10 protein-coding genes are annotated in these 22,069 nt (G+C 69.5%); 7 read left to right on the plus strand and 3 right to left on the minus strand.

What is annotated here, in order from left to right:
- Positions 1-2 precede the first annotated feature (2 nt).
- Positions 3-2,330, minus strand: coding sequence for a sensor histidine kinase (locus AC07O3_RS16130; protein WP_495339788.1), 2,328 nt, complete (start codon positions 2,328-2,330; stop codon positions 3-5).
- Positions 2,331-2,348: 18 nt separating this feature from the next.
- Positions 2,349-3,200: a helix-turn-helix domain-containing protein gene (locus tag AC07O3_RS16135; RefSeq protein ID WP_495339789.1), complete on the minus strand. Its 852-nt coding sequence runs from the start codon at positions 3,198-3,200 to the stop codon at positions 2,349-2,351.
- A gap of 224 nt (positions 3,201-3,424) precedes the next feature.
- Between AC07O3_RS16135 and AC07O3_RS16140 the strand changes: the two genes are divergently transcribed.
- From AC07O3_RS16140 to AC07O3_RS16150, 3 genes are read left to right on the plus strand one after another with little or no spacing between them, the layout of a single operon-like run.
- Complete coding sequence (locus AC07O3_RS16140; RefSeq protein WP_495339790.1) at positions 3,425-11,488, plus strand: SdrD B-like domain-containing protein; 8,064 nt, start codon at positions 3,425-3,427, stop codon at positions 11,486-11,488.
- Entirely contained in the window at positions 11,485-15,759 is a 4,275-nt protein-coding gene (locus AC07O3_RS16145) for an OmpA family protein (RefSeq protein WP_495339791.1), read from the plus strand. Before AC07O3_RS16140 ends, AC07O3_RS16145 begins: the two co-directional genes overlap by 4 nt.
- A gap of 31 nt (positions 15,760-15,790) precedes the next feature.
- Positions 15,791-16,075 (plus strand): hypothetical protein, encoded by a 285-nt coding sequence (locus AC07O3_RS16150; protein WP_143042651.1) that lies wholly within the window; start codon positions 15,791-15,793, stop codon positions 16,073-16,075.
- A 19-nt stretch (positions 16,076-16,094) separates the two neighbouring features.
- Here the strand turns inward: AC07O3_RS16150 and AC07O3_RS16155 are convergent, their stop codons facing one another.
- Complete coding sequence (locus AC07O3_RS16155) at positions 16,095-17,105, minus strand: LacI family DNA-binding transcriptional regulator (RefSeq protein ID WP_093077247.1); 1,011 nt, start codon at positions 17,103-17,105, stop codon at positions 16,095-16,097.
- Positions 17,106-17,383: 278 nt separating this feature from the next.
- Between AC07O3_RS16155 and AC07O3_RS16160 the strand changes: the two genes are divergently transcribed.
- From AC07O3_RS16160 to AC07O3_RS16175, 4 genes are read left to right on the plus strand one after another with little or no spacing between them, the layout of a single operon-like run.
- Complete coding sequence (locus AC07O3_RS16160; RefSeq protein WP_093058595.1) at positions 17,384-18,307, plus strand: SMP-30/gluconolactonase/LRE family protein; 924 nt, start codon at positions 17,384-17,386, stop codon at positions 18,305-18,307.
- Entirely contained in the window at positions 18,304-19,830 is a 1,527-nt protein-coding gene (locus AC07O3_RS16165) for a sugar ABC transporter ATP-binding protein (protein WP_093058596.1), read from the plus strand. Before AC07O3_RS16160 ends, AC07O3_RS16165 begins: the two co-directional genes overlap by 4 nt.
- Positions 19,827-20,915, plus strand: coding sequence for an ABC transporter permease (locus AC07O3_RS16170; RefSeq protein WP_093058597.1), 1,089 nt, complete (start codon positions 19,827-19,829; stop codon positions 20,913-20,915). The genes AC07O3_RS16165 and AC07O3_RS16170 overlap by 4 nt, the downstream gene beginning before the upstream one ends.
- A 28-nt stretch (positions 20,916-20,943) precedes the next feature.
- A complete protein-coding gene (locus tag AC07O3_RS16175) occupies positions 20,944-22,059 on the plus strand; it encodes an ABC transporter substrate-binding protein (RefSeq protein ID WP_093077244.1) in 1,116 nt (371 codons plus the stop codon).
- The last annotated feature ends 10 nt before the right edge of the window (positions 22,060-22,069 follow it).

A 22,069-nucleotide genomic window follows, 5' to 3' on the forward strand; every position in this document is an offset into this window, starting at 1 on the left:
CGTCATTGGCTCGCGTTAGGCGTTGCGCGCGCCAGCAGGCGGATGTGTTCGAAGTCCAGCATGTCCAGCGCATGCCGCACCGCGTCGACCAGCGCCGAGTGGCGCGCGTCGGCCGCAAGCCGGTCGGCCCATTCGTGCAGGTCGCTCCAACGGCCGTCGCGCGCGAGCGTTTCGAGTTCGTCGCGCACCGATGCGGGAAGCGGCGCGATCGCGGGCACCGGTGGACGTCTCACCCTGTGGCCCGGTACGGGCACGGGCGGTGCATGGCGCGGCTGCTGCGGCTGCTGTGACTTGGTGGCTAGGGGCAGCAATTCTTTCGGCGCGTCCTTCACGATCACCGAGAAGTGCACACGCGTTCCCAGGTTGCGGTGGCTCTCCAGCAGCAGGCGCCCGCCCATGTGCTGCACGATGCGCCGCGCGATCGCCAGCCCCAGTCCGTGGCCGTTGGCGCTGGGCGCGCCCTGCGCGATGGCCTGGACGATGCGCGCCTGGTCTTCCTTGTCGATGCCGATGCCGCTGTCCCACACGTCGAACCTGAGCCGCCACGAGTCCGCGCGCGGCCGGGCCTGCACGCGCAGGCCGATCTTGCCGTCGCGCGTGAACTTCGCGGCGTTCGACAGCAAGTTCAGCAGCAGTTGCTGGAAGCGCTTGCTGTCGAGGTACACCGCGACCGGCAGCGCGCCCAGCACTTCCAGCTCGAACCGGTTGTGCTGCCGCTGCGCGAGCGTGTCTGCGTACTGCGCGATGTCGTCGATCAGCGCGCGCAGGTGCACCGGCCGGGGCTCGAAGGCGAAGGGCAGCAGCTCGCTCTTCGCGTAGTCGAGCAGATCGTCGATCAGCGCGAGCTGGTAGGCCACGCTGCGCTCGATGGCCTGCAGCCGCTCGGGCGGCGGCGAGCTGTCGCCATGCAGCAGGCGCGCGTTGCCGATAATGGTCGACAGCGGTGCGCGCAGGTCGTGGCTGATGTAGGCCAGCAGCTGCGTCTGCTCGCGCGCCTGGTGCTCGGCCTGCTCCAGCGCCGCGTTCAGCGCGTGCGTCTTGCGCTTCACTTCTTCCTGCAGCCGTTGCTGTTCCTCGGCCTGCCAGTGCACCAGCGTGCGCTGCGCGACGCGCTGCTGCCGCGACAGGTGGTGCGCCCACGCCGCCAGCGCCACCAGGCCGACCAGCATGCCCGGGAAGCCCAGCGCATAGGCGTCGAAGCCGGGGATCGTGTGCGCCGGCATCGCGAGTTCGGTGAGCCGCAGGCACACCCCGACGGCGACGATGCTCATCACCGGAAAGGCCAGCCGCCCGCCCGGCCCCGCGCGCCGCATGTAGATGAAGGTGCCGACGGTCAATGCGAGAACCACCACCGGCGCGCTCAGCGTGCCGGCCAGCGCGAAGGGCGCGTACGGCCCCAGCAGCGTGCCCAGCACCACGACGCATTGCCCTGCCGCGAGCACCGCGAAGAGCGACAGTCCGGGCGCGCGCACCGGGCTGCGCCGCGACACCGCGTACAGGTAGAACATCAGCGAGAGCACGCAGCAGCCCGCGGTGACGCCGGCCGCGCGGTAGCTCCATTCGAGGCTGTCGGGCCACAGCGCCAGCCGTGCATGGCCGCGGTAGGCGCCCTCGTAGAGCGCCACGAGCGCGAAGCCCAGGCTCTGCAGCGCCGTTGCCAGGTCGCGCGAGATGAACCACAGCGCCAGCGAATACACGGAGAGCACCAGCAGCCCGCCGATCAGCAGGCCGTCGAGCAGTGCATGGCCGCTTTCTGCTTCGCGCCAGGCGTCGGCCGAATACAGCGCCGGCGCGAGCTTGACGCTGCTGTTCGTCTGAACCCGCACCAGCACGCGAGCCTGCTCGCCGGGCTGCAGGTCGAGGGCCAGCGTCGGCACGCGCTCGCGGTCCCGTCCGGTGCGTGACCGCACCGACACGCCGGTTTGCTCATGTGTCCACGTGGCCCAGCCCGCCAGCTCGCGGCGCGCATGGAAATCAACGTGCTGCAGCCACGTGGCGTCGAGCACCAGCCGAAGCGGCTGGATCGCGCCGGTGTCGTTCACCAGCGTGAGCCGCAGCCAGAAGGCCGAACGCGAAAAGCCCGGCCGCATGCGCGCTGCGTTGCCGGGCTGGAAGCCGCCGGCCACGCCGCTTTCCAGGGCATCGATTTCGTCGAGCGACAGCCGCGTGCTGGTGTCCTCGAACACCTCGGCGCGCGTGTCGAGCGCCACCGGCCAGCGGGTCGCGTCGTCGACGCGCAGCATGCCCGCCTGCGCTGTGGCCGACCCCGCCAGCCAGAAGGCGCAGCACAGCAGCAACGTGCGGATGCCGCGCAGGGCCGGGGTGGTCACCGCCTTCTCAACGCCGCATCAGGCCGACGGCACCGATGGCGGAGAGGTCGAGGCGGCAGGCGCCTGGCGAAACGCCGTGGGCGTGCGGCCGAAGCGCTCGCGGAACGCGGTCGAGAAGTTGGCCGCGCTGGAGAAGCCCACGGCCAGCGCGACTTCTTCCACGCTGAGCGCCGACTCCGCGAGCAGCCGCTGCGCCTCGGCGAGGCGCGCCTCGCGTGCGAACTCGAACACCGTGCGGCCCGTCTGTTCGCGGAACACGCGCGACAGCCGCTTTTCGTGCGTGCCCACGCGCGCCGCCAATTCGGGCAGGGTGGGCACGTTCGCCAGGTCGGCGCGCACCAGGCGCTCGACGGCCTGCGCGAGCACGCGGTCGGTGTGGTCGGCGCCCGGGGTGCTGGTGCCGCGTTCCCGTTTCGCGTTTTCCACTGCGCTCTCGGCCTGCGCGATGCAGGCCTGCGCCTGCTGCCGGCTGCTTGACAGCGCAAGGTGCACGGCCACGCGCGCCAGCACTTCCGCAGGCTCGAAGGGCTTCAGGATGTAGTCGACCGCGCCTTCGCGCAGGCCGGTGAGCCGCTCTTGCACCGAACTCGACGAGGTCACGAAGATCACCGGGATGCGTGTCGTCGCGCGGTCGGCTTTCAGCAGCCGGCAGGTCGCGAAGCCGTCGGTGGCACCCATGCGCACGTCCAGCAGTATCAGGTCGGGCTGCAGCGCCGTGGCCCTGCGGTAGCCCTCCAGCGCGTTGAACGCCAGGCTGATGCGGTGCCCGGCTTCGCGCAGTACTCCCAGCAGCAACTGCAGTTCTTCGACGTTGTCGTCGATGACGAGGATGTGCGCGCGCCGGGGTGGCATGGTCGACCAGTAAGACATGGACGTCGAGCGTAGGAGTGCGTCGCCGAAACGCTGTGTGATTTAGTTCACATTATGTTGCATTCGTAAACAAATGTCATTAACAGCAAAGCTTTTGTCCTGAATGCCAAAAGTGCACCGGTGAGTGGGGTCCAAGAATCGCGCCCTTTCCGGAGCACCCCGCCGCATCGAGCGGCGACAAAAGAAACGGTGCCCGGTCCATCAGAGCAATCACGAGGGACGGGATGTTCAGGACCCCAACGAATCTGTCGCACGCGTCGGCGCGTCGCGACGTGCCTTCCAACGCAGCGCGCTTGCGCCGCTGCCTGACGCGCGTGGCAGCGCCTCTGGCGGGGCTGTTGTTCGCCGCGGCCGCGCATGCCGTGCCGCAGGTGTCGAGCCTTGTTCATTCGCCCGACATCCTTCCCGCTGGCGGCACGGTGACCAGCACCATCACCATCGCCGAGACCGACAGCCTGCCGATCGGCGCGCCGGGCGCCTCCTTCACCTACACGATCCCCGCGAACACCATCTACATGGGCACCGGCGCGGTTCCTGTGGGCAGCTGCTCGTCCGGCGTCGCGGTGGGCGCAGCCGGCCCGGGCACGCTGACCTGCTCGGGCATCACGTTGGGTGCGAACGAGTTGCGCGATTTCCAGGTACTGCTGCGCACCGCCGTCCAGGGCACGCTGAGCGTCACCGCCGCGATCAGCGGGGGCAGCTCGAGCGAAACCAAGATCATCACGGTGAACCAGGGCGCCGACGTGTCGGTGGCCATCAGCGCACCGGCCACCGCGCCGAGCGGCAGCACGGTGCCGATCGTCTTCACGCTCACCAACAACGGCCCCGACACCAGCTCGGGCTCGACGCTGACCTATTCCATTCCCACGGGGTTGTCGGTCTCGGGCTCCGGCCTGCCCTCAGGCTGCTCGATCAGCGGCAGCCTGCTGACCTGCAACGTGCCGGCCACGCCGGCCACCCCGGGCAGCAACACGCGCACCTTCACCGTCAACGGCGTGGTCACCGCGGGCGCGGGCTCCACCATCACGCACCAGCCGGCCGTGGTGTCGGCGGGTTCGATCGGCGATGGCGTTTCTACCAACAACAGCGCCACCGCCAACACCACCGTGACGGCGGGCTACGTGCTCGCGCTCGCCAAGAGCCATGACGGCGGCCAGCTGCTGGTGGGGCAGCGCTTCAACTTCCGCCTGAGCCCGAGCTTCAGCGGCACTGCTCCCACGGGCGTCACGCTGAGCGACACGCTGCCGGCCAACTTCACGATCCAGCCGTTCTCCGCGGGCGGCGGCTGGACCTGCTCCGTCGGCGGCCAGACGGTCAGCTGCACGCGCACCGACATCGGCGGCACCGGCGGCGCCAACGTGGCGCTCGGCGACATCCTCATCCCCGTGATCGCCTCGTCTGCCGGCACCGGCGTCGTCAACCAGGCCACCGTGAGCGCGACCGGGCCCATCGCCAACTCCGCCACGGGCAGCGTGCCCGCCGACGTGGCGGTCTCCGCCACCGACTTCCGCGCCGACAAGCGACGCGGCTGGCCGCAGAACAACGTGCCGCTGGGCCAGGCCTTCGACTACCAGGTCGGCAGCACCAACCTCGGCAGCACGCGCCTGCTGGCGGGCAGCACCATCCAGCTGGTGGACGACCTGCCGGCCGGCGTGCAGATCAACAGCGTCACGCAGCGCGACGGCTACACCTGCACGGTGACCCAGGGCGGCACCACCGTCGTCCCGACGCCCGCCACGCCGGTGCCCGGCCCCGCGACCGTGACCTGCACGCGCACGCTCGCCGCCGACATCGATGTCGACCTGTCGAACGGTGCCAGCGCGCGCAACGGCGGCTACATCATCGTGAACGCCACCATCCCGGCGCTGCCGTCGGGCGGCGGCCAGATCGTCAACAGGATGTGCGTGAACGTGGCGTTGCCCGCGAGCGCGCCCACGCTCGGCACCGACCCGGACGCCAACACCGGCAACGACTGCGTGAACCTCGGCACCGGCGTGGACGACGTCGCCACCGCCGCTGACGTGAAGGTGCTCAAGCGCGTGGTGGGCATCGGCGACAGCGCCGGCAACCGCCAGATCGCGGGCCAGGACGTCACCTGGCAGATCGAGGTGGTCAACGCCGGCCCCTCCGAGGCGCAGAACGTGGTCGTCACCGACAGCTTCGCTCAGGTGATCGGCGCAGGCAGCGTTTCGCAGACGCCCAACGGCGGCACCTTCGCGGGCACCTGCGCGCTGCCGGCCAACGGCGGCGGCTTCGGGCAGGCGTCGCTGTCGAACTGCACGCTGTCGACCCTGCCGGTCTGCCGCGCGAGCACCGACCCCGCCAGCGCCCTGCCGCTGTGCCCGGTCATCCAGGTCGTCGCCAAGCACTACGGCGACGGCGCCTCGGCCACCGACCACGGCTTCCAGATCAACAACACCGCCAATGCACTGGCGACCACGCCGGCAGATCCGGACCTGGCCAACAACAACGGCAGCGCCTCCGCCTTCCTGCTCGCGCGCACCGACGTGACGGTCACCAAGTCGGCCAGCCCCACTTTGGCACCGGTCGGCCAGGTGCTCACCTACACGTTGACCGCCGTCAACCGGAACGTGCCGCAGAGCCTGAGCCGCGCCTATGCCGTGAGCCTGACGGACACGCTGCCAGCGAACCTGATGTTCATTGATGCAATCCCGTCCGGCGGCGGCACCTGTGGCACGACACCGACGACGACGAGTCCCACCGGCGCCACGAACAACCAGCTCGTGTGCACCTGGAACTCGCTCAACCGCAACGTGCAGCAGACCGTCACGGTGCGCGTGCGGCCGCTGTACGCGCTGCTGGGAGAGCCGCCGCCCGTGACCAACAACGTGGTCGTGAAGACGGAAACGCCCGAACTCGACATGACTAACAACGCCGCCAGCGCCTCGACCTCGGTCTCCGCACCGACGTACGACCTGGCGGTGACCAAGCACGACGATGCCGACCCGGTGAACGTGGGCGACGACGTCGGCTACACCATCACCGTGTCGAACAACGCCGCATCGACGGCGGAAGGCGTGCGTCTGGTCGACACCCTGCCGCAGGCCCTGCCCTCCGGAGAAGCCGCACCCACTTTCGTGTCCGCGAGCGCGCCGGCGGGGATCCTCATCACCAGCCCGGCGGTTGGTACGTCAGGCGGGCAGGTCACATTCACCATTCCTGCGCTGGGCGGCAAGCAAAGCGAGAACGGGGCAACCGGAGAGCCCGATACGCTGCAGTTCCGCGTGGTACTGCGCGGCGTTTCGCGCGGCACCTTCCAGAACAACGCCAAGGTCGATTTCGTCCTGGCCGCGCAGAACGCCTACGACACGAAGCAGGCCAACAACGCGGTGGCCGAGAACACCACCTTCCGCTTCAAGGCCGACGTGCAGGTGGTCTCCAAGGCCGCTGTCTCCTCTGGCACTGCCACGCCGCTGGCCACCGTGTCGTCGGCCCAGACCTTCGACTGGCTCGTGCAGCTGCGCAACAACGGCCCCGACAGCGCAGAAACCACCAGCTTCACCGACACCCTGCCCGCGCCGCTGGTGCTGGCCGGCACGCCGGTCTTCACCGTCACCGGCGGCAGCTTCACGCCCGCCGCGCCCACCTGCACCGGCGCGGCCGGCAGCACGGCCGTGAGCTGCGCCATCACTTCGATGCCGGCCAACGGCACCGCCACCGTGCGCATCCCGGTGCGCTTCAGCGGCGCGGCGCCGGCCAACGGCACGGTGCTCACCAACCGCGCCCACATCGTCACCACCGGCTCGGGCGACACCAACGGCGGCAGCGATGCGGACAGCGGCAACAACTTCAACGACGGCAGCGTCACCGTGCAGAACAGCACGCTCTCGGGCCGCGTCTATGAAGATCTGAACGGCAGTGGCGTGATTGATGCCGGCGAACCCGGCATCGCCGGCGTCACGATGCAGTTGAGCGGCACCGACAGCCTGGGCAACGCCGTCACGCAGACGACCACCACCGACGCCAACGGCAACTGGTCCTTCACCGTGCAGGCCGGCACGTACAGCGTGGTCGAGATCCAGCCTGCGGGTTACCTGCCCGGTATCACGCGCGCGGGCACTGTGGGCGGCATCACACGAGGCACAGTGCCAAGCGCGGGCGCGGGCGCGGGCGTCACCAATGGGCCGAACGGCTCGAACGCCAATCGCATCGACGGCATCGTGCTGGCCCAGGGCGAAGCCTCCATCGCCAACAACTTCGGCGAGGTGCGCGCGGCCAGCCTGGCCGGCCGCGTCTACCAGGATGCCGACTACAACGGCTCCAGCGCGGGCGACCCCGGCATCGCCGGCGTGACTGTCACGCTCACCGGCACCGACATGTTCGGCAATGCGGTGTCTCAGACCACCACCACAGCGGCGGGCACCGGCAACTACGCCTTCAACAACCTCGCGCCCGGCAACTACGTGCTGACCGAAACGCAGCCCGCGGGCTTCGCCGACGGCAGCGACGCGGCCGGAACCTCCGGCGGCACCGCGGGCAACGACGTGGTGAATGGCATCGCGCTGCGCTCCAACGCGAACGGCACCGGCTACGACTTCGGCGAGCAGCTCACCCGCATTTCGGTGGTCGTGTTCTCCGACGTCAACAACAACGCCAGGCCCGACACGGGCGAAGCCGGCATCGCTGACGTCAATCTGCGTCTGACAGGCACGGACGCGGCAGGCAACCCGGTGAACATCGTCGCGGTGCCTACTGGCACGGTGGGCGGCTACGAGTTCCGCAACGTGCCTCCTTCGGGCGCTGGCGGCTACACCATCACCGAAACCCAGCCATCTGGCTACGCGCCCGGGCAGGCGAGCAGCAACGGCCATCCGGGTACGGCGCAGGCTGGAGGCAACGTCATCACCGGCGTGACCGTCTCCGGCACCACCGTGCCGCTCACCCAGGGCGACTACCTCTTCGGCGAACTGCTGCCTGCCGGCATTTCGGGCCGTGTCTACTACGACCGCGACGGCAACGGCGCGCAGGGGGCACCCGCCACTGAACCCGGCATCGCGGGCGTCACGATCACGCTCACGGGCACCGACATCAATCAGCAGCCGGTGTCGCGCACCACGACTACCGACGCCAACGGTGACTACAACTTCCAGGGCATCGGTGCGGGCTCGTACACCGTGACCGAGACGCGGCCCACGGGCTACGGACCAGGCCTGACGCGTGCCGGCACCGTCGCCGGCACGGGCAGCGTGCGCGGCACCGTGCCGACCACTGGCAGCGGCGTGACCAACGGACCCAACGGCTCGACCGCGAACGTGATCCAGAAGATCGTGCTGGGCGCCGGCGTCGCCGACGCGAGTTCCACCGGCAACAACTTCTCGGCCGTGAAGCCCGCCAGCCTCTCGGGCTACGTATACGCCGACGTGGCGCCTTCCAACGGCACACGCGACACCGGCGAGCCCGGCATCGCAGGCACCACCATCCGCGTGACCGGCACCGACTTCCTGGGCAACCCGGTCGACCGCACGGTGCAGACCGCTGCCGACGGCCGCTACCTGGTCGACGCGCTGACGCCCGGCACCTACCAGATCGACGAGACGCAACCCGCCGGCGTGGCCGACGGCCCCGAGTCGCTCGGCACTGTTGGCGGCGCCGCGCGCGGCACCGTCAACCCCGGCGGCACCAACGACCGCTTCGGCGGCCTCGCACTGGTCTCGGAAGACGTGGGCATCGACTACAACTTCGGCGAGCGCGGCGGCCAGATCGCCGGCTGGGTGTACGTCGACACCAACAACGACGGCGTTCGCCAGCCCACCGAGGTCGGCATTCCCGGCGTGACGCTCACGCTTACCGGCCGCTCGGCCAGCGGCCTGGTGGTGAACGCCACCGTGGTCACCGACGCCAGCGGCCGCTACGTCTTCACCGGCCTGCTGCCGGCCGACGCCGCGGGCTACACCATCCGCGAGACGCAGCCCGTGACGTATGCCGACGGCCTCGACGCCGTGGGAACGGTCGAGGGTGCGGCCACCGGCACGCTGGGCAACGACGTCATCGGCGCCATCGCGTACCGCGGCGGCAACGGCGACAACTACAACTTCGGCGAACGCGGCGCATCGCTGGCGGGCACCGTCTACAACGACGCCAACCGCAACGGCACGCGCGAGCCGCAGGACTTGCCGATCCCGGGCGTGACCATCACGCTCACCGGCACCGATGCCGCGGGCCAGCCGGTGACGCGCACCGCCGTCACCGACGCCAACGGCCGCTACGAACTGCCCGGCCTGCCGTTGCCCGGCAGCGGCGGTTACACCGTCACCGAGACGCAGCCCACGGGCTACGACGAAGGCATTGCCGTGCCCGGCACGCTGGGCGGCACCGCGCAGGGACCGAACCAGATCCGCGTGAACTTCACCGGCCTGGACGCCCACGGCACCGGCTACGACTTCAACGAGCACAGCAACCAGCCCGCCTCGCTCACCGGCACCGTGTGGTTCGACCAGAACCACAACCGCACCCGCGAGTCGGGCGAAGGCCAGGGCGAAGGCTGGACGGTCGAGCTGCTGCGCTGCGCCGACGGCGGCAACGCCTGCGCGGAAACCGCGGCCACCGTGCTCTACACCGTGACCACGAGCGCCAACGGCAGCTACCGTTTCGGCGACCTCGTACCCGGCGAATACCGCGTGCGCTTCCGCGCGCCCGACGGCCGCGTCGTGGGCGGCGTATGGCCGACCGATGCGTCGCAGAACGGCGCGAGCGGCCCGTATCCCACGCCCGCCGCGAGCGATCCGCGCTTCACCATCAAGGTGCGCGTGAACGCGGGCGCCAACGTGCAGAAGCAGGACCTGCCGTACGACCCGGGCGGCGTGGTGTACGACAGCGTCAGCGGCACGCCGGTGCCGGGCGCCGTGGTGCGCCTGGTCGGCCCGCCCGGCTTCGACCCCGCGCAGCACCTGCTGGACGGGCGCGACACCTACACGACCGGCCCCAACGGCTACTACGACTTCTTCCTGCTGCCGGGCGCACCGGCCGGCGACTACCGCCTGGCCATCACGCCGCCGGGCGCCTACCTGCCGTCGTCGATGTACCCGGCCGCGGCCGGCGCGCTGGGCACGCAGTCGTGCGCGGCGCCCGCCAACGGCCCGGCACCCGCGCAGACCAACCCCTGCGTGGTGAGCCCCGGCGCGGCGCTGGTCACCGGCGCGGGCTACTACCTGATGTTCAAGATGCCGGGCGGCGGCGGCCAGCACGTGGTGGCCAACAACATCCCGCTCGACCCGTCGGACGCCACGCTCATCGAGCTGCGCAAGACGACATCGAAGCTCACCGTGAAGAAGGGCGAACTGCTGCCTTACCGCATCACGGCGCGCAACACGCGCGGCAACCCCGTGCCGGGCGTGGCCGTGGTCGACACGCTGCCGCCGGGCTTCCGCTACATCCAGGGCTCGCTCACCGTGCGCACCATGCCCGGCGGCGTGGCGCTGCCGGTGGTGCCGCAGATCAACGGCCGCCAGGTCGTGGTGCCCGGCCAGAACTTCGCACCCAACGAGACCAAGGAATACCTGATGGTCGCGGGCGTGGGGGTCGGCGTGGGCGAGGGCGAGTTCGTCAACCAGGTCGTCGCCCTGCAGGGCGTGGGCGGCCGCACGCTGTCGAACCTTGCCACGGCCACCGTGCGCGTGGTGCCCGATGCGCTGTTCGACTGTACCGACGCGATCGGCAAGGTCTACGACGACAAGAACGCCAACGGTTACCAGGACGACGGCGAACCCGGCCTTGCCAACGTGCGCATCGCAACGGTCAACGGCGTGCTGGCCACCACCGACGCCGAAGGCCGCTACCACATCGCCTGCGCCGCCATTCCGAAGGAAGGCACCGGCAGCAACCTGGTGCTCAAGCTCGACGAGCGCACGCTGCCTTCGGGCTATCGCACCACCAGCGAGAACCCGGCGGCCGAGCGCGCCACGCGCGGCAAGGTGCTGAAGATCAACTTCGGCGCCACCGTGCACCGCGTGGTGCGCCTCGCGCTGCAGGGCGCGGCCTTCGAAGACGGCAACAGCGCGCTGCGCGCCGGCTTCGCGGGCGAGCTCGACCGCACCGTGAGCGTGCTGGCCGAAAAGACGGCAGTGCTGCGGCTGGCCTACAAGGCCGCGCAGGGCGAGCCCGCATCGCTGGGCCGCCAGCGCACCGACGCGGTGAAGGCCGCTGTGCTCGCGCGCTGGAAGCAGCTCGGCGAACAACGCGCCGGGCGCAACGAGCCGCCGCTTTTCAACCTGGACATCGAGGTTGAGCTGGTGCCTGCCACCGCCGCCTCGGACGAGGCGAAGCCATGACCCGCCCACAGACACCGAACCCGATCCAGCGAGCCGACATGAGAAGAAGAAAGACGCTTCCGAAGCGCATGGCCCTTGCAGGCGCCGTGACCGCCGCCTGCCTGAGCATGGGGCTGGCCGCCGCGCAGGAGACCGCCGTGCGCGGCCGCATGCTCGACCAGGCCACGGCCGACCCGCGCGCCGTGGATATCGACGGCGCACGCCGCCTGCCGCGCAGCAGCGAGCGCGAGCTGCCCAAGGCCACCTTCGTGCTCGGCGATGCGGTCGAGCCCCGCGCGGCGACGGCCGCCGTGGCCGCATCGCCCGTCGAACGCAGCAATGCCAGCACGCCGCATTTCGATTCCGGCGCAGACGGCCTGCTGCCCGCCGACCGCGCGCAGCTCGACCGCATCGCCGACCAGGTGAAGGGCCGTGACGGCCTGCGCTTCGAGATCGTCGGCCACACCGACACGCAGCCCCTGAGTGCGAAGTCGCGCGAGCGCTTTGCCGACAACCACGCGCTGGGCCTGGCCCGCGCGCAGCAGGCCGGTCGCTACCTCACGCAGCGCCTGGGCCTGCCGGAAGCCGCGGCCTCCGCCACGTCGCGCGGCCCCGATGCACCCGTGGCCACGCCTGCAACCGACCCCGCCAACTGGGCCGCCAACCGGCGCGTGGAAGTGCGCGTGTACTGGCGCGATGCTGTCGTTGCGCCGGCACCCGCACCAGCCGACCCCGGCGTGTGCCGCACCTTCACCGCCTTCGGCACCGACGACGCACCGCTGCGCCTGAGCGTGGACGGCCAGTTGCTGTCCGCAGACGGCAAGCTCCCGTCCGCCGAAGGTACGACGAGTGCCGACCGCCAGCGTTGCGTCGACGTGCAGCTCGAGCGCAACCAACTGCGCCTGCAGTACGACAACCTCTCGCAGCCGCGCCGCCTGAGCGCCAGCGCATGGCCCACCACTGTGGTGGCGGGCGACACCGTGCGCTTCGCCGGCTACAGCAACTACCTGCTGTTCACCAGCAAGGCAGAGCTGCGCGTGTTCACCGCCAACGACGTGATGCAGCGCCGCCTGGTCGCAACCGTGCCGCTGGACGCCGCATTGCGCGGCGAATGGCAGGTGCCCGATGGCCTGCTGAACCGCCTCGCCGAAGGCGCGAGCGGCAAGCTGTACTACCGCGTGCGCGTGTATGACCGCCAGGGCCGCTTCGACGAAACCGACGACCTCTCGCTCACGCTGGCCCAGCGCCACAAGCCCGAGACCGGCACGCCACCCGACCCGGTGCGCGAGCTGCTGCGCGGCTATGGCCAGAACAACATCGCCATCGCCAACATTCCGTTGAGCGCCGGCACCGTTACCGCTAGCGGCGCGGCCATTCGCCCCGGCGAGAGCGTGCGCGCGCTCGGCTTTGCGGTGCCGGTGGACGAGAGCGGCCGCTTCGTGTTCCAGCAGCTGGTGCCGCGCCGCGTGCAGACCGGCGAGATCGCCGTTACCGACGCTCAGGGCGCCACGCGTGCCTACCGCCGCGACTTCGAACTGCCCGCGAGCGACTGGTTCTTCGTGGGCCAGGCCGACCTCACCGTGGGCAGCAACAGCGTGAGCGGCCCGGCCGCGATCATGACCAACGACAAGAACCGCTACGGCGGTGGCGGCTGGAGCGAAGGTCGCATTGCCGGCTATGCGAAGGGCCAGCTCAACGACCGCTGGACGCTCACGGCCAGCGTCGACACCGAAGAGCGCCCGCTGAAGGAGCTGTTCCGCAACCTCGACCGCAAGGACCCGACCTCGCTGTTCCGCCGCTTCGACCCCGAGGATTCGTGGAGCACCTTCGGCGACGACTCCACCACCATCGAGGACGCGCCCACGCAGGGCCGCTTCTACCTGCGCGTGGACGACGGCCGCTCGCAGGCCATGTGGGGCAACTTCAAGCTCAACTTCGGCGACACCGAACTCACCCGCGTGAGCCGCGGCCTCTACGGCTTTCATGGCCGCTACCTGGGCGAGGAGTCGACCGCCTTCGGCGAGGCGCGCCTGAAGGTCGACGCCTTTGCGGCCGAGCCCGGCACGCTGGCTGCGCGCGAGGAATTCCGCGGCACCGGCGGATCGCTCTACTACCTGCGCAACCAGGACATCACGCGCGGAGCCGAGCGCGTGACGCTGGAAATCCGCGACAAGGACTCCGGCTTCGTGCTCAAGCGCACGCAGCTCGTGCCGAGTTCCGACTACGAGATCGACTACCTGCAGGGCCGCGTGCTGCTGTCGGCGCCGCTGCCCAGCCTGTCGGACGACGGCTCGCTGGTGCGCGCCGGCGGCTTTACCGGCATGCCGACCTACCTGGTGGTGGACTACGAATACACGCCGCTGACTTCCTCGCTCGACACGCTCGCCGTGGGCGGCCGCGTGTCGTGGTGGGCCAACGACCACGTGGGCGTGGGCGTGACGGCGTCGCGGCAGGACCAGATCGGCGGCGACCAGCGCCTGGCCGGCGCCGACATCACGCTGCGCAAGACCGAGAACACCTACTTCAAGGGCGAGTTCGCGCGCAGCAAGGGCCCGGGCACCAGCCAGCTCGACTCGCTGGACGGCGGCTTCAGCTTCACGGGGCGCAACGGTGCCATCGGCAACACGCTGGGCAACGGACCCACCGGCAACGCAAACGCATGGCGCCTCGAAGGCCAGGCCGACCTGGGCGACTTCGACATCCGCGGCGGCGGGCGCGTGAGCGCCTATGCGCAGTCGCGCGACGCGGGCTTCTCGGCACCGGGCCAGTACGCGAGCAACGCCACGCGCCAGACCGGCGTGCAGGCCACCGTGCCCTTCGGCGAGAAGGGCCAGAGCGGCGCAGGCGAGCTGCGCCTGAAGGCCGACCGCCGCGACGAGCGCGACGGCTACAACAGCAGCGTGCTCGACGCGCAGTACGCCCTGACCCTGTCGCCCGAGTGGAAGCTTGGCCTCGGCCTGCGCTACGACGACAAGACCGGCGACGCGCTCATCACCAGCCCGTCGCTGCCCACCACACAGGCGGTGTCGGGCGAGCGCGCCGACGCGGCCGTGCAGCTCGAATACACCGGCAGCGACCGCTGGAGCGCCTACGGCTTCGCGCAGAAGACGCTGCGGCGCACCGGCACGCGGCTGGAGAACGACCGGCTGGGCTTCGGCGGGCGCTACCGCGTCAACGACAAGCTCGCGCTGCGCGGCGAGGTCTCCACCGGCGACGGTGGACTGGCCGGCAAGGCTGGCGTCGACTACCAGTACGACGACCGCTCCAACCTCTACATGACCTACGTGGCCGACACCGGCCGCACCGACGAGAACCTCATCGGCCGCGGCGGCAGCCTCGTGACCGGCGTGCGCTCCCGGGTGGGCGACGGCCTCACCATGTTCACCGAGCATCGCCAGGCCACCGGCACGCAGCCGGGCCTCACGCATGCCTACGGCGTGCAGTACGCGCCCGACACGCGCTGGACCTTCGGCGTCAACTTCGAGAACGGCTGGATCGGCGCCGAGACCCTGGGCGCCACGCGCCGCGAGGCCGTGGCCTTCACCACCGGCTATTCGAGCGAGCGCATGAAGTACAGCGGCGGCCTCGAATACCGCAAGGACCGCACCACGGCCGAGACACGCACCAGCTGGCTGGTGAAGAACTCCTTCAGCTGGAAGGTGGACGACGACGCGCGCTGGGTCGGCAAGTTCAACTGGGCCGACAGCGACAGCACCACCGGCACACTGGCCGCCGCCAAGTACACCGAAGCCATGCTTGGTTACGCGCTGCGCCCGGCGCTGAACGACCGGCTGAACCTGCTCTTCAAGTACACCTACCTGTACGACCTGTCGTCGCCGGGCCAGGTGGTGTCGGGCGGGGTCGACTCGAGCCTGGGCACCGTGTCGACCACCGGCATCGACTACCAGCAGCGCAGCCACGTGTTCGCGATCGACGCCACCTACGACATCGACCCGCGCTGGACTCTCGGCGGCAAGTACGCCTGGCGCCGCGGCGAACTGCGCGCGAGCCGCGACAACTCGTCGCCGTGGTTCAAGAGCTCGGCCGAACTCGCCGTGCTGCGCGTCGACTGGAAGCTGGTGCGCAACTGGGACTGGATGCTCGAGTGGCGCACGCTGCGCGCCAAGGAACTCAAGGACCGCAAGAGCGGTTGGGTCACCGCCGCGTACTACCACGTCAACGAGAACCTGAAGGTGGGCGTGGGCTACAACTTCACCGACTACTCAGACAACCTCACCGACATGAGCTACCGCAGCAAGGGGTGGTTCCTGAACGTGCTCGGCAAGTTCTGACGAAGCCCGTGCCATGCGCGAAGGACACGACATGCCCATCACGGTTCCGCTGGTCGACATCGCGCAGGCGCTGGCGCGGGCGGGCTGCCCCGGCAACCGTTGCGACCGCTACCGGCTCTACGAGGAGTGGGCACGCGATTTCCAGGCCGACTTCGAGGCCCGCGCCGCGGCAGGGCGCAAGCCAGGGCGCACCTACCTGCACGACGTGACGGCCTTCGCGCTGCGCCGGGCGGCGGCCTACGGGTTCGACGTGCGCTGCGAAGACTTCGGCGCGCGGCTGTGCAGCGAGGCGCGGCTGGTTGCCGGCGTTCGCTGACCCTGCAAGAACCCGGTACCTAGGAGCTTTCGCGCTGCTCGATGCGGAACGGGATCATCACCGTCTCCGCGGGCGGCCGGTGCCCTTCGCGCGCACCGTCGATCACACGCAGCAGCAGTTCGCCCGCCGCCTTGCCGATGCCCACGCAATCCACCGCCACGGTGGTGATGCGCGGGTGGCAGGCACGCGCCACTTCGAAGTCGCCGAAGCCGGCGATCGCGATGCGGCCCGGCACGTTCCAGCCGCGGCGCTGGCATTCCATCAGCGCGCCGAAGGCCGACAGGTCGGACACGCAGATCACCGCATCCACGTCGGGCCACTGCCGCACGAGTTGCACCACCGCTTCACCGCCTTGCGCCATCGAGATCGGCGGCTGGCCGAAGCTGATGACGCGGCCGTCGGGCAGGCCCAGTTCGCGGATCGCCTCCGCATAGCCGCGTTGGCGGTCCGCGCCGCGCGTGTCGCGGTTCGAGGTGCCGCCGATGAAGGCGATGCGCCGGTAGCCCTTGCCGTGCAGGTGCCGCACCATCGCGGCCGCGGCCTCAGCGTTCGAGAAGCCGACCGTGTGTTCGATGGGCGTGGCGGGCAGGTCCCAGGTCTCGACCACCGGCACGCCGGCGGCCTGCAGCATCGAGCGCGCGGCCGGCGTGTGCGAGCCGCCCGTGAGGATCACGCCTTCGGGCCGGCGCGCGAGCATGGCGCGCAGCAGGCGCTCTTCGGTTTCCACGCGGTAGTCGGTGTAGCCCAGCAGCAGCTGCAGGCCGCGCGCTTCCACCGCCGCGGTGATGCCCTGCGCGGTTTCCGAGAAGTTGGAGTTGTTGAGCGACGGGATCAGCACCGCGATGAAGCCCGAACGCTTGCTGGAGAAGGTGCGTGCCGTCTGGTCGATGACGTAGCCCATCTCCTCGCAGGCCTGCAGGATGCGTTGGCGCAGCGCCTCGGAGGTCACGCGGTCGCTGCTCGCGCCGCGGTTGAGCGCGCGCGACACCGTCATCTTCGACACGCCGACGCGCGCGGCCACGTCGGCCATCGTCGCGGGGCGGGTGAGGGGGGCGGCAGCAGCGGTGGCTTTGTTTGGAGGCAAGGGCTTCTTTCTCTCTCGGAAATGCGGGTTCGAGGATATGCGACGCGAGGTCAGATACCGATAACCTGTAAATCGCCGATTTAGGTATGTAAAGAATACAGCGATTGATTCTTTTACAAGAATGAAAAATAGCGCAATCAGCGTACGGGAAAAGCCTAAGTTACCGGTATCTTTTCCAGTGCCACACTGCAAACCCCAAGTTCAGGGAAACCAGCGCCGTGGCCATGACCATCGAAGTCTTCGATTCCCGTTTCGCCCCCGTCGCCCGCGATGCCGGTCCGCTCGAGCGCCTGTGCACCGGCGCCGCCTGGAGCGAAGGCCCGGTGTGGATGCGCGAAGACGGCGCGGTGCTGTGGAGCGACATTCCCAACAACCGCATGCTGCGCTGGCATGCCGAAGGCGGCATGAGCGTGTGGCGCGAGGGCGTGGAGTTCACCAACGGCCACACCCGCGAGGCCGACGGCGCTTTGCTGCATTGCTCGCACGGCCAGCGCGCCATCGTGCGCACGCGCTTCGGCCCGGGCCTGCTGCCGCTGGCCGACGAGGTGGTGGTCGACCGCTATCAGGGCCGCCGGCTCAACTCGCCCAACGACATCGTCGTGAAGCGCGACGGCAGCATCTGGTTCACCGATCCGCCGTACGGCATCGTGTCCGACCATGAAGGGCACAAGGCCCAGAGCGAACTGGGCCGCAACCATGTGTTCCGCTTCGACCCCGCAAGCGGCGCGTTGCGCTCGGTGAGCGATTTCGTCGAAGAGCCCAACGGGCTGGCCTTCTCACCCGACGAAAGCGTCCTCTATGTGAGCGACACATCGGCCGCCTTGCGCACCGACGGCTCGGGGCATCACCATATCGTCGCCTTCGAGGTGATCGGCGGGCAGGACCTTGCCAGCCCGCGCGTGTTCGCGGTCGTGAACCCGGGGCTTGCAGATGGCTTTCGCATCGACGTGCACGGCTTCGTCTACACAAGCAGCGCCGACAGCGTGCAGGTCTATCACCCTGACGGCACGCGCATGGCGCGCATCGCGGTGCCGGAGAAGGTGGGCAACCTGACCTTCGGCGGCAATGACGGCAACGAGCTGTTCGTGTGCGCCTCGACATCGCTCTACCGCATTCGCCTGAACACCCGCGGGGCGGTGCGCGCATGAACGCCGCTTCTGCCTTGCTGCAGTTCCAGGGCATCAGCAAACGCTTCGGCGGCACGCAGGCGGTCGACAACGTCACGCTCGACGTGCGCGCCGGAGAAATCCTCGCGCTGCTCGGCGAGAACGGTGCGGGCAAGTCCACGCTCATCAAGCTGCTCGCGGGTATCTATCCCGCGGACCAGGGAGAGATTCTTTTCGACGGCCGACCGCAAGCCGACTGGCGGCGCAGCGACCGGCGCGAGCAGCCGGTTGCGTTCATCCACCAGGACCTGGGCCTTGTCGAATGGATGACGGTTGCCGAGAACGTGGGTCTGGGCACCGGTTATCCGCGCCGCTTCGGCCTCATCGACTGGTCCGCCGCGAACGACACGGCGCGCCGCGTGATGGCGCGCGTGGGCTGCGACATCGATCCAGGCCGCCGCGTGTTCTCGCTCACGCGCGCCGAGAAGTCGCTGCTGGCCATCGGCCGTGCGCTTGAAGTGAAGGCGCGGCTGCTGGTGCTCGACGAGCCCTCGGCCAGCCTTCCGATGAGCGACGTGGAGCGCATGTTCGGCGTGCTGCGCGAATTGCGCCGGCAGGGCATGGCAATGCTGTACGTGTCGCACCGGCTCGACGAGGTGCTGGCCATTTCCGACCGCGCGGCCGTGATGCGCGACGGCAAGCTGGTGGCGGTGAAGGACACGGCGCAGACGAACGAGGGCGAACTCGTCGGGCTGATCGTGGGCAAGGCGCTGTCGGCTTCGGTGCAGAAGGCGAAGGCACCTGAACCCGGGAGCAGCGAGCCTGTGCTGCAGCTCGACGGCGCGGCCAGCGGCAACGCCGGCCCGTTGAGCCTCGCCGTGCACCGCGGCGAAGTGCTGGGTCTCGTCGGCCTGCGCGGTGCGGGCCACGAGGCCATCAGCCGCGCGATCTTCGGCCGCGAGCCGCTGTCGGCCGGCCGCATGCGACTGCTCGGCAACGCATGCGCCTTCACGTGTTCCGCCGACGCCATCCGCGCCGGCGTGGCCTACGTTGCCGGCGAGCGCCTTGAAGAAAACCTTGCCGGTTCGATGACCGTGCTGGAGAACCTCTTTCCCAACGCCGCATTGCATGGCGACCGCGGCCTTGCCTTCGACCGCCCGCGCCGGGAGAACGACCAGGCACTCGCGCTCATCCGGCGCTTCGACGTCAATCCGCCCGCGCCGTCCGCCGAAGTGCAGCAGCTCTCCGGCGGCAACCAGCAGAAGGTGGTGCTGGCGCGCTGGTTCCACCTGGACAAGCCGCTGGTAGTGCTCGAAGAGCCCACCGCAGGCGTGGACGTTGGCGCCAAGCGGCAGATCTACGGCGTGCTGCGTGAGCGCGCCGAGGCTGGCACGGCGCTGGTCGTGGTCTCCACCGACTTCGAGGAAATCGCGACCGTGTGTACCCGCGTCCTCGTGTTCCGCGACGGCCTGATCGCGGCCGAACTCACGGGCGACGCGATCACGGTCGAAAAGCTATTGGCATTGGCAGCAGGCGCGGCAACGCGCGAGGAGATTCACGCATGAGCAGTTCCATCCGGTCCACGGCGCTGGAGCCAGACAAGTCCCTCGACGGCGAGGCCATTTCCCTGGCGCAGAGCATCGGCCGCGCAATGCCGGTCTACGGGCTCGTGGTGCTGATGGCGGCGCTGGCGCTGCTGTTCTCGCTGCTGCTGCCCGACACCTTTCCGACGCTGTTCAACCTGCGCGCGATCCTGGCCGACAAGTCGGTGATTGCACTGCTGGCACTGGCCGCGACCATCCCGATGATCACCGGCAAGATCGATCTCACGGTGGGCTACGGCATTGTGCTGTGGCACATCCTCGCGATCAGCCTGCAGACGCAGCTCGGCCTGCCGTGGCCGGCGGCAGTGCTGGTGGTACTGGCGTGCGCGGCGCTGTTCGGCGTGCTCAACGGACTGCTGGTCGAACTGGCGCAGATCGATTCGTTCATCGCCACGCTGGGTACGGGCACCGTGATCTACGCGGTGGCCATGTGGCACAGCGGCGGGCGGCAGGTGGTGGGCGAGTTGCCCGACGGTTTTGTCGGCATCGCGGGCGGCAACCTGCTGGGGCTGCCGGTGGGCGCGTTCTATGTGCTTGCGGTGAGCGTCACGCTGTGGGTCGTCACCGAGTTCACGCCGCTGGGCCGCGCGCTGTACGTCATTGGCGCGAACCCGAAGGCGGCGCAGCTCAACGGCATTTCGGTGCGCAGGCATGTGATGGGCGCGTTCGTCGCGTCGGGGCTGCTGTCGGGCTTTGCGGGCGTGCTGCTGGCTTCGCGGCTGCAGATCGGGCAGGCGAGCGTGGGGCTCGAATTCCTGCTGCCTGCGCTGGTGGGTGCGTTCCTTGGTTCGACCACCATCCGGCCCGGCCGCGTGAACGTGTGGGGCACGCTGGTTGGCGTGGCGATTCTTGCCATCGGCATCTCGGGCATCCAGCAGTTCGGCGGCGCCTTCTATGTGGAGCCGCTTTTCAACGGCCTGACGCTGCTGGTGTCCATCGGCATCGCGGGCTGGGCGCAACAGCGGCGCAACCGTTCGATCAAGCGGCGCATTGCCGAGCGGCAGCTCGATCACGCGCAACCCGTTCCCTCAACGCCGTCGGAATGACGGCTCATCACAACGACTGGAGACAAGCATGAAGAAGAGTGTTCCCGCACGCACCGTCGCCGCTGCCGTGCTGGCCCTGTGCGCCGCCACGCTGGCACCCAAGGCCATGGCCGATGACTTTCTCGATGTCGCGAAGAAGAAGGTCGAGATCGCGACCATGACCAAGGAAAAGTGGGACGGCCCCACCACCGGCCCCAAGGCCAGCGCCGGAAAGACCATCGTCTTCGTCGCGGGCGACATGAAGAACGGCGGCATCGTCGGCGTCAGCAAGGGCGTGGAAGAAGCGGCCCGCGCCATCGGCTGGACGGTGCGCGTCATCGACGGGCAGGGCACCGTGAGCGGGCGCACCGCCGCGCTCAACCAGGCGCTGGCCGTCAAGCCGGCGGGCATCGTGGTCGGCGGCTTCGACACCACCGAGCAGAAGGCTGCGTTCGCGGGCGCCGCGAAGTCGGGCATTCCGCTGGTCGGCTGGCACTCGGGCGAGCAGCCGGGCCCGAACGACAAGGCGGGCCTGTACGCCAACGTGACCACCGTGACCGACGACGTGGCCGACGTCGCCGCCTCGTGGGTGGTGGCCGATTCGGGCGGCAAGGCCGGCGTGGTGATCTTCACCGACTCGCAGTACGCCATTGCGCTGTACAAGGCGCGCGCCATGGAGGCCGTCATCAAGAAGTGCGGCGGCTGCACCGTGCTGAGCTTCGAGGACAGCCCCATCGCCGAAAGCTCCACCCGCATGCCGCAGCTCACCACCTCGCTGCTGCAGCGCTTCGGCGACAAGTGGACGCACTCGCTGGCCATCAACGACCTGTACTTCGACTTCATGGGCCCCTCGCTCACGGCGGCAGGCAAGAAGGGCGATGGCTCGCCCAAGGCCGTGTCGGCCGGCGACGGCTCCGAGGCGGCCTACCAGCGCATCCGCACGCAGCGCTTCCAGGCCGGCACGGTGCCGGAGCCGCTGAACATGCAGGGCTGGCAGATCGTGGACGAACTCAACCGCGCCTTCGCCAAGGAGAAGTGGTCGGGCTACGTGCCCAAGGTGCATCTGGTGACGGTGGGCAACGTAGGCAAGGACGGCGGGCCGAAGAACGTGTTCGACCCGGACAACGGCTATCGCACGCAGTACAAGACCGTGTGGGGCAAGTGACTGCCGCAAG

The organism is Variovorax sp. GW821-FHT09D05 (assembly GCF_059416325.1).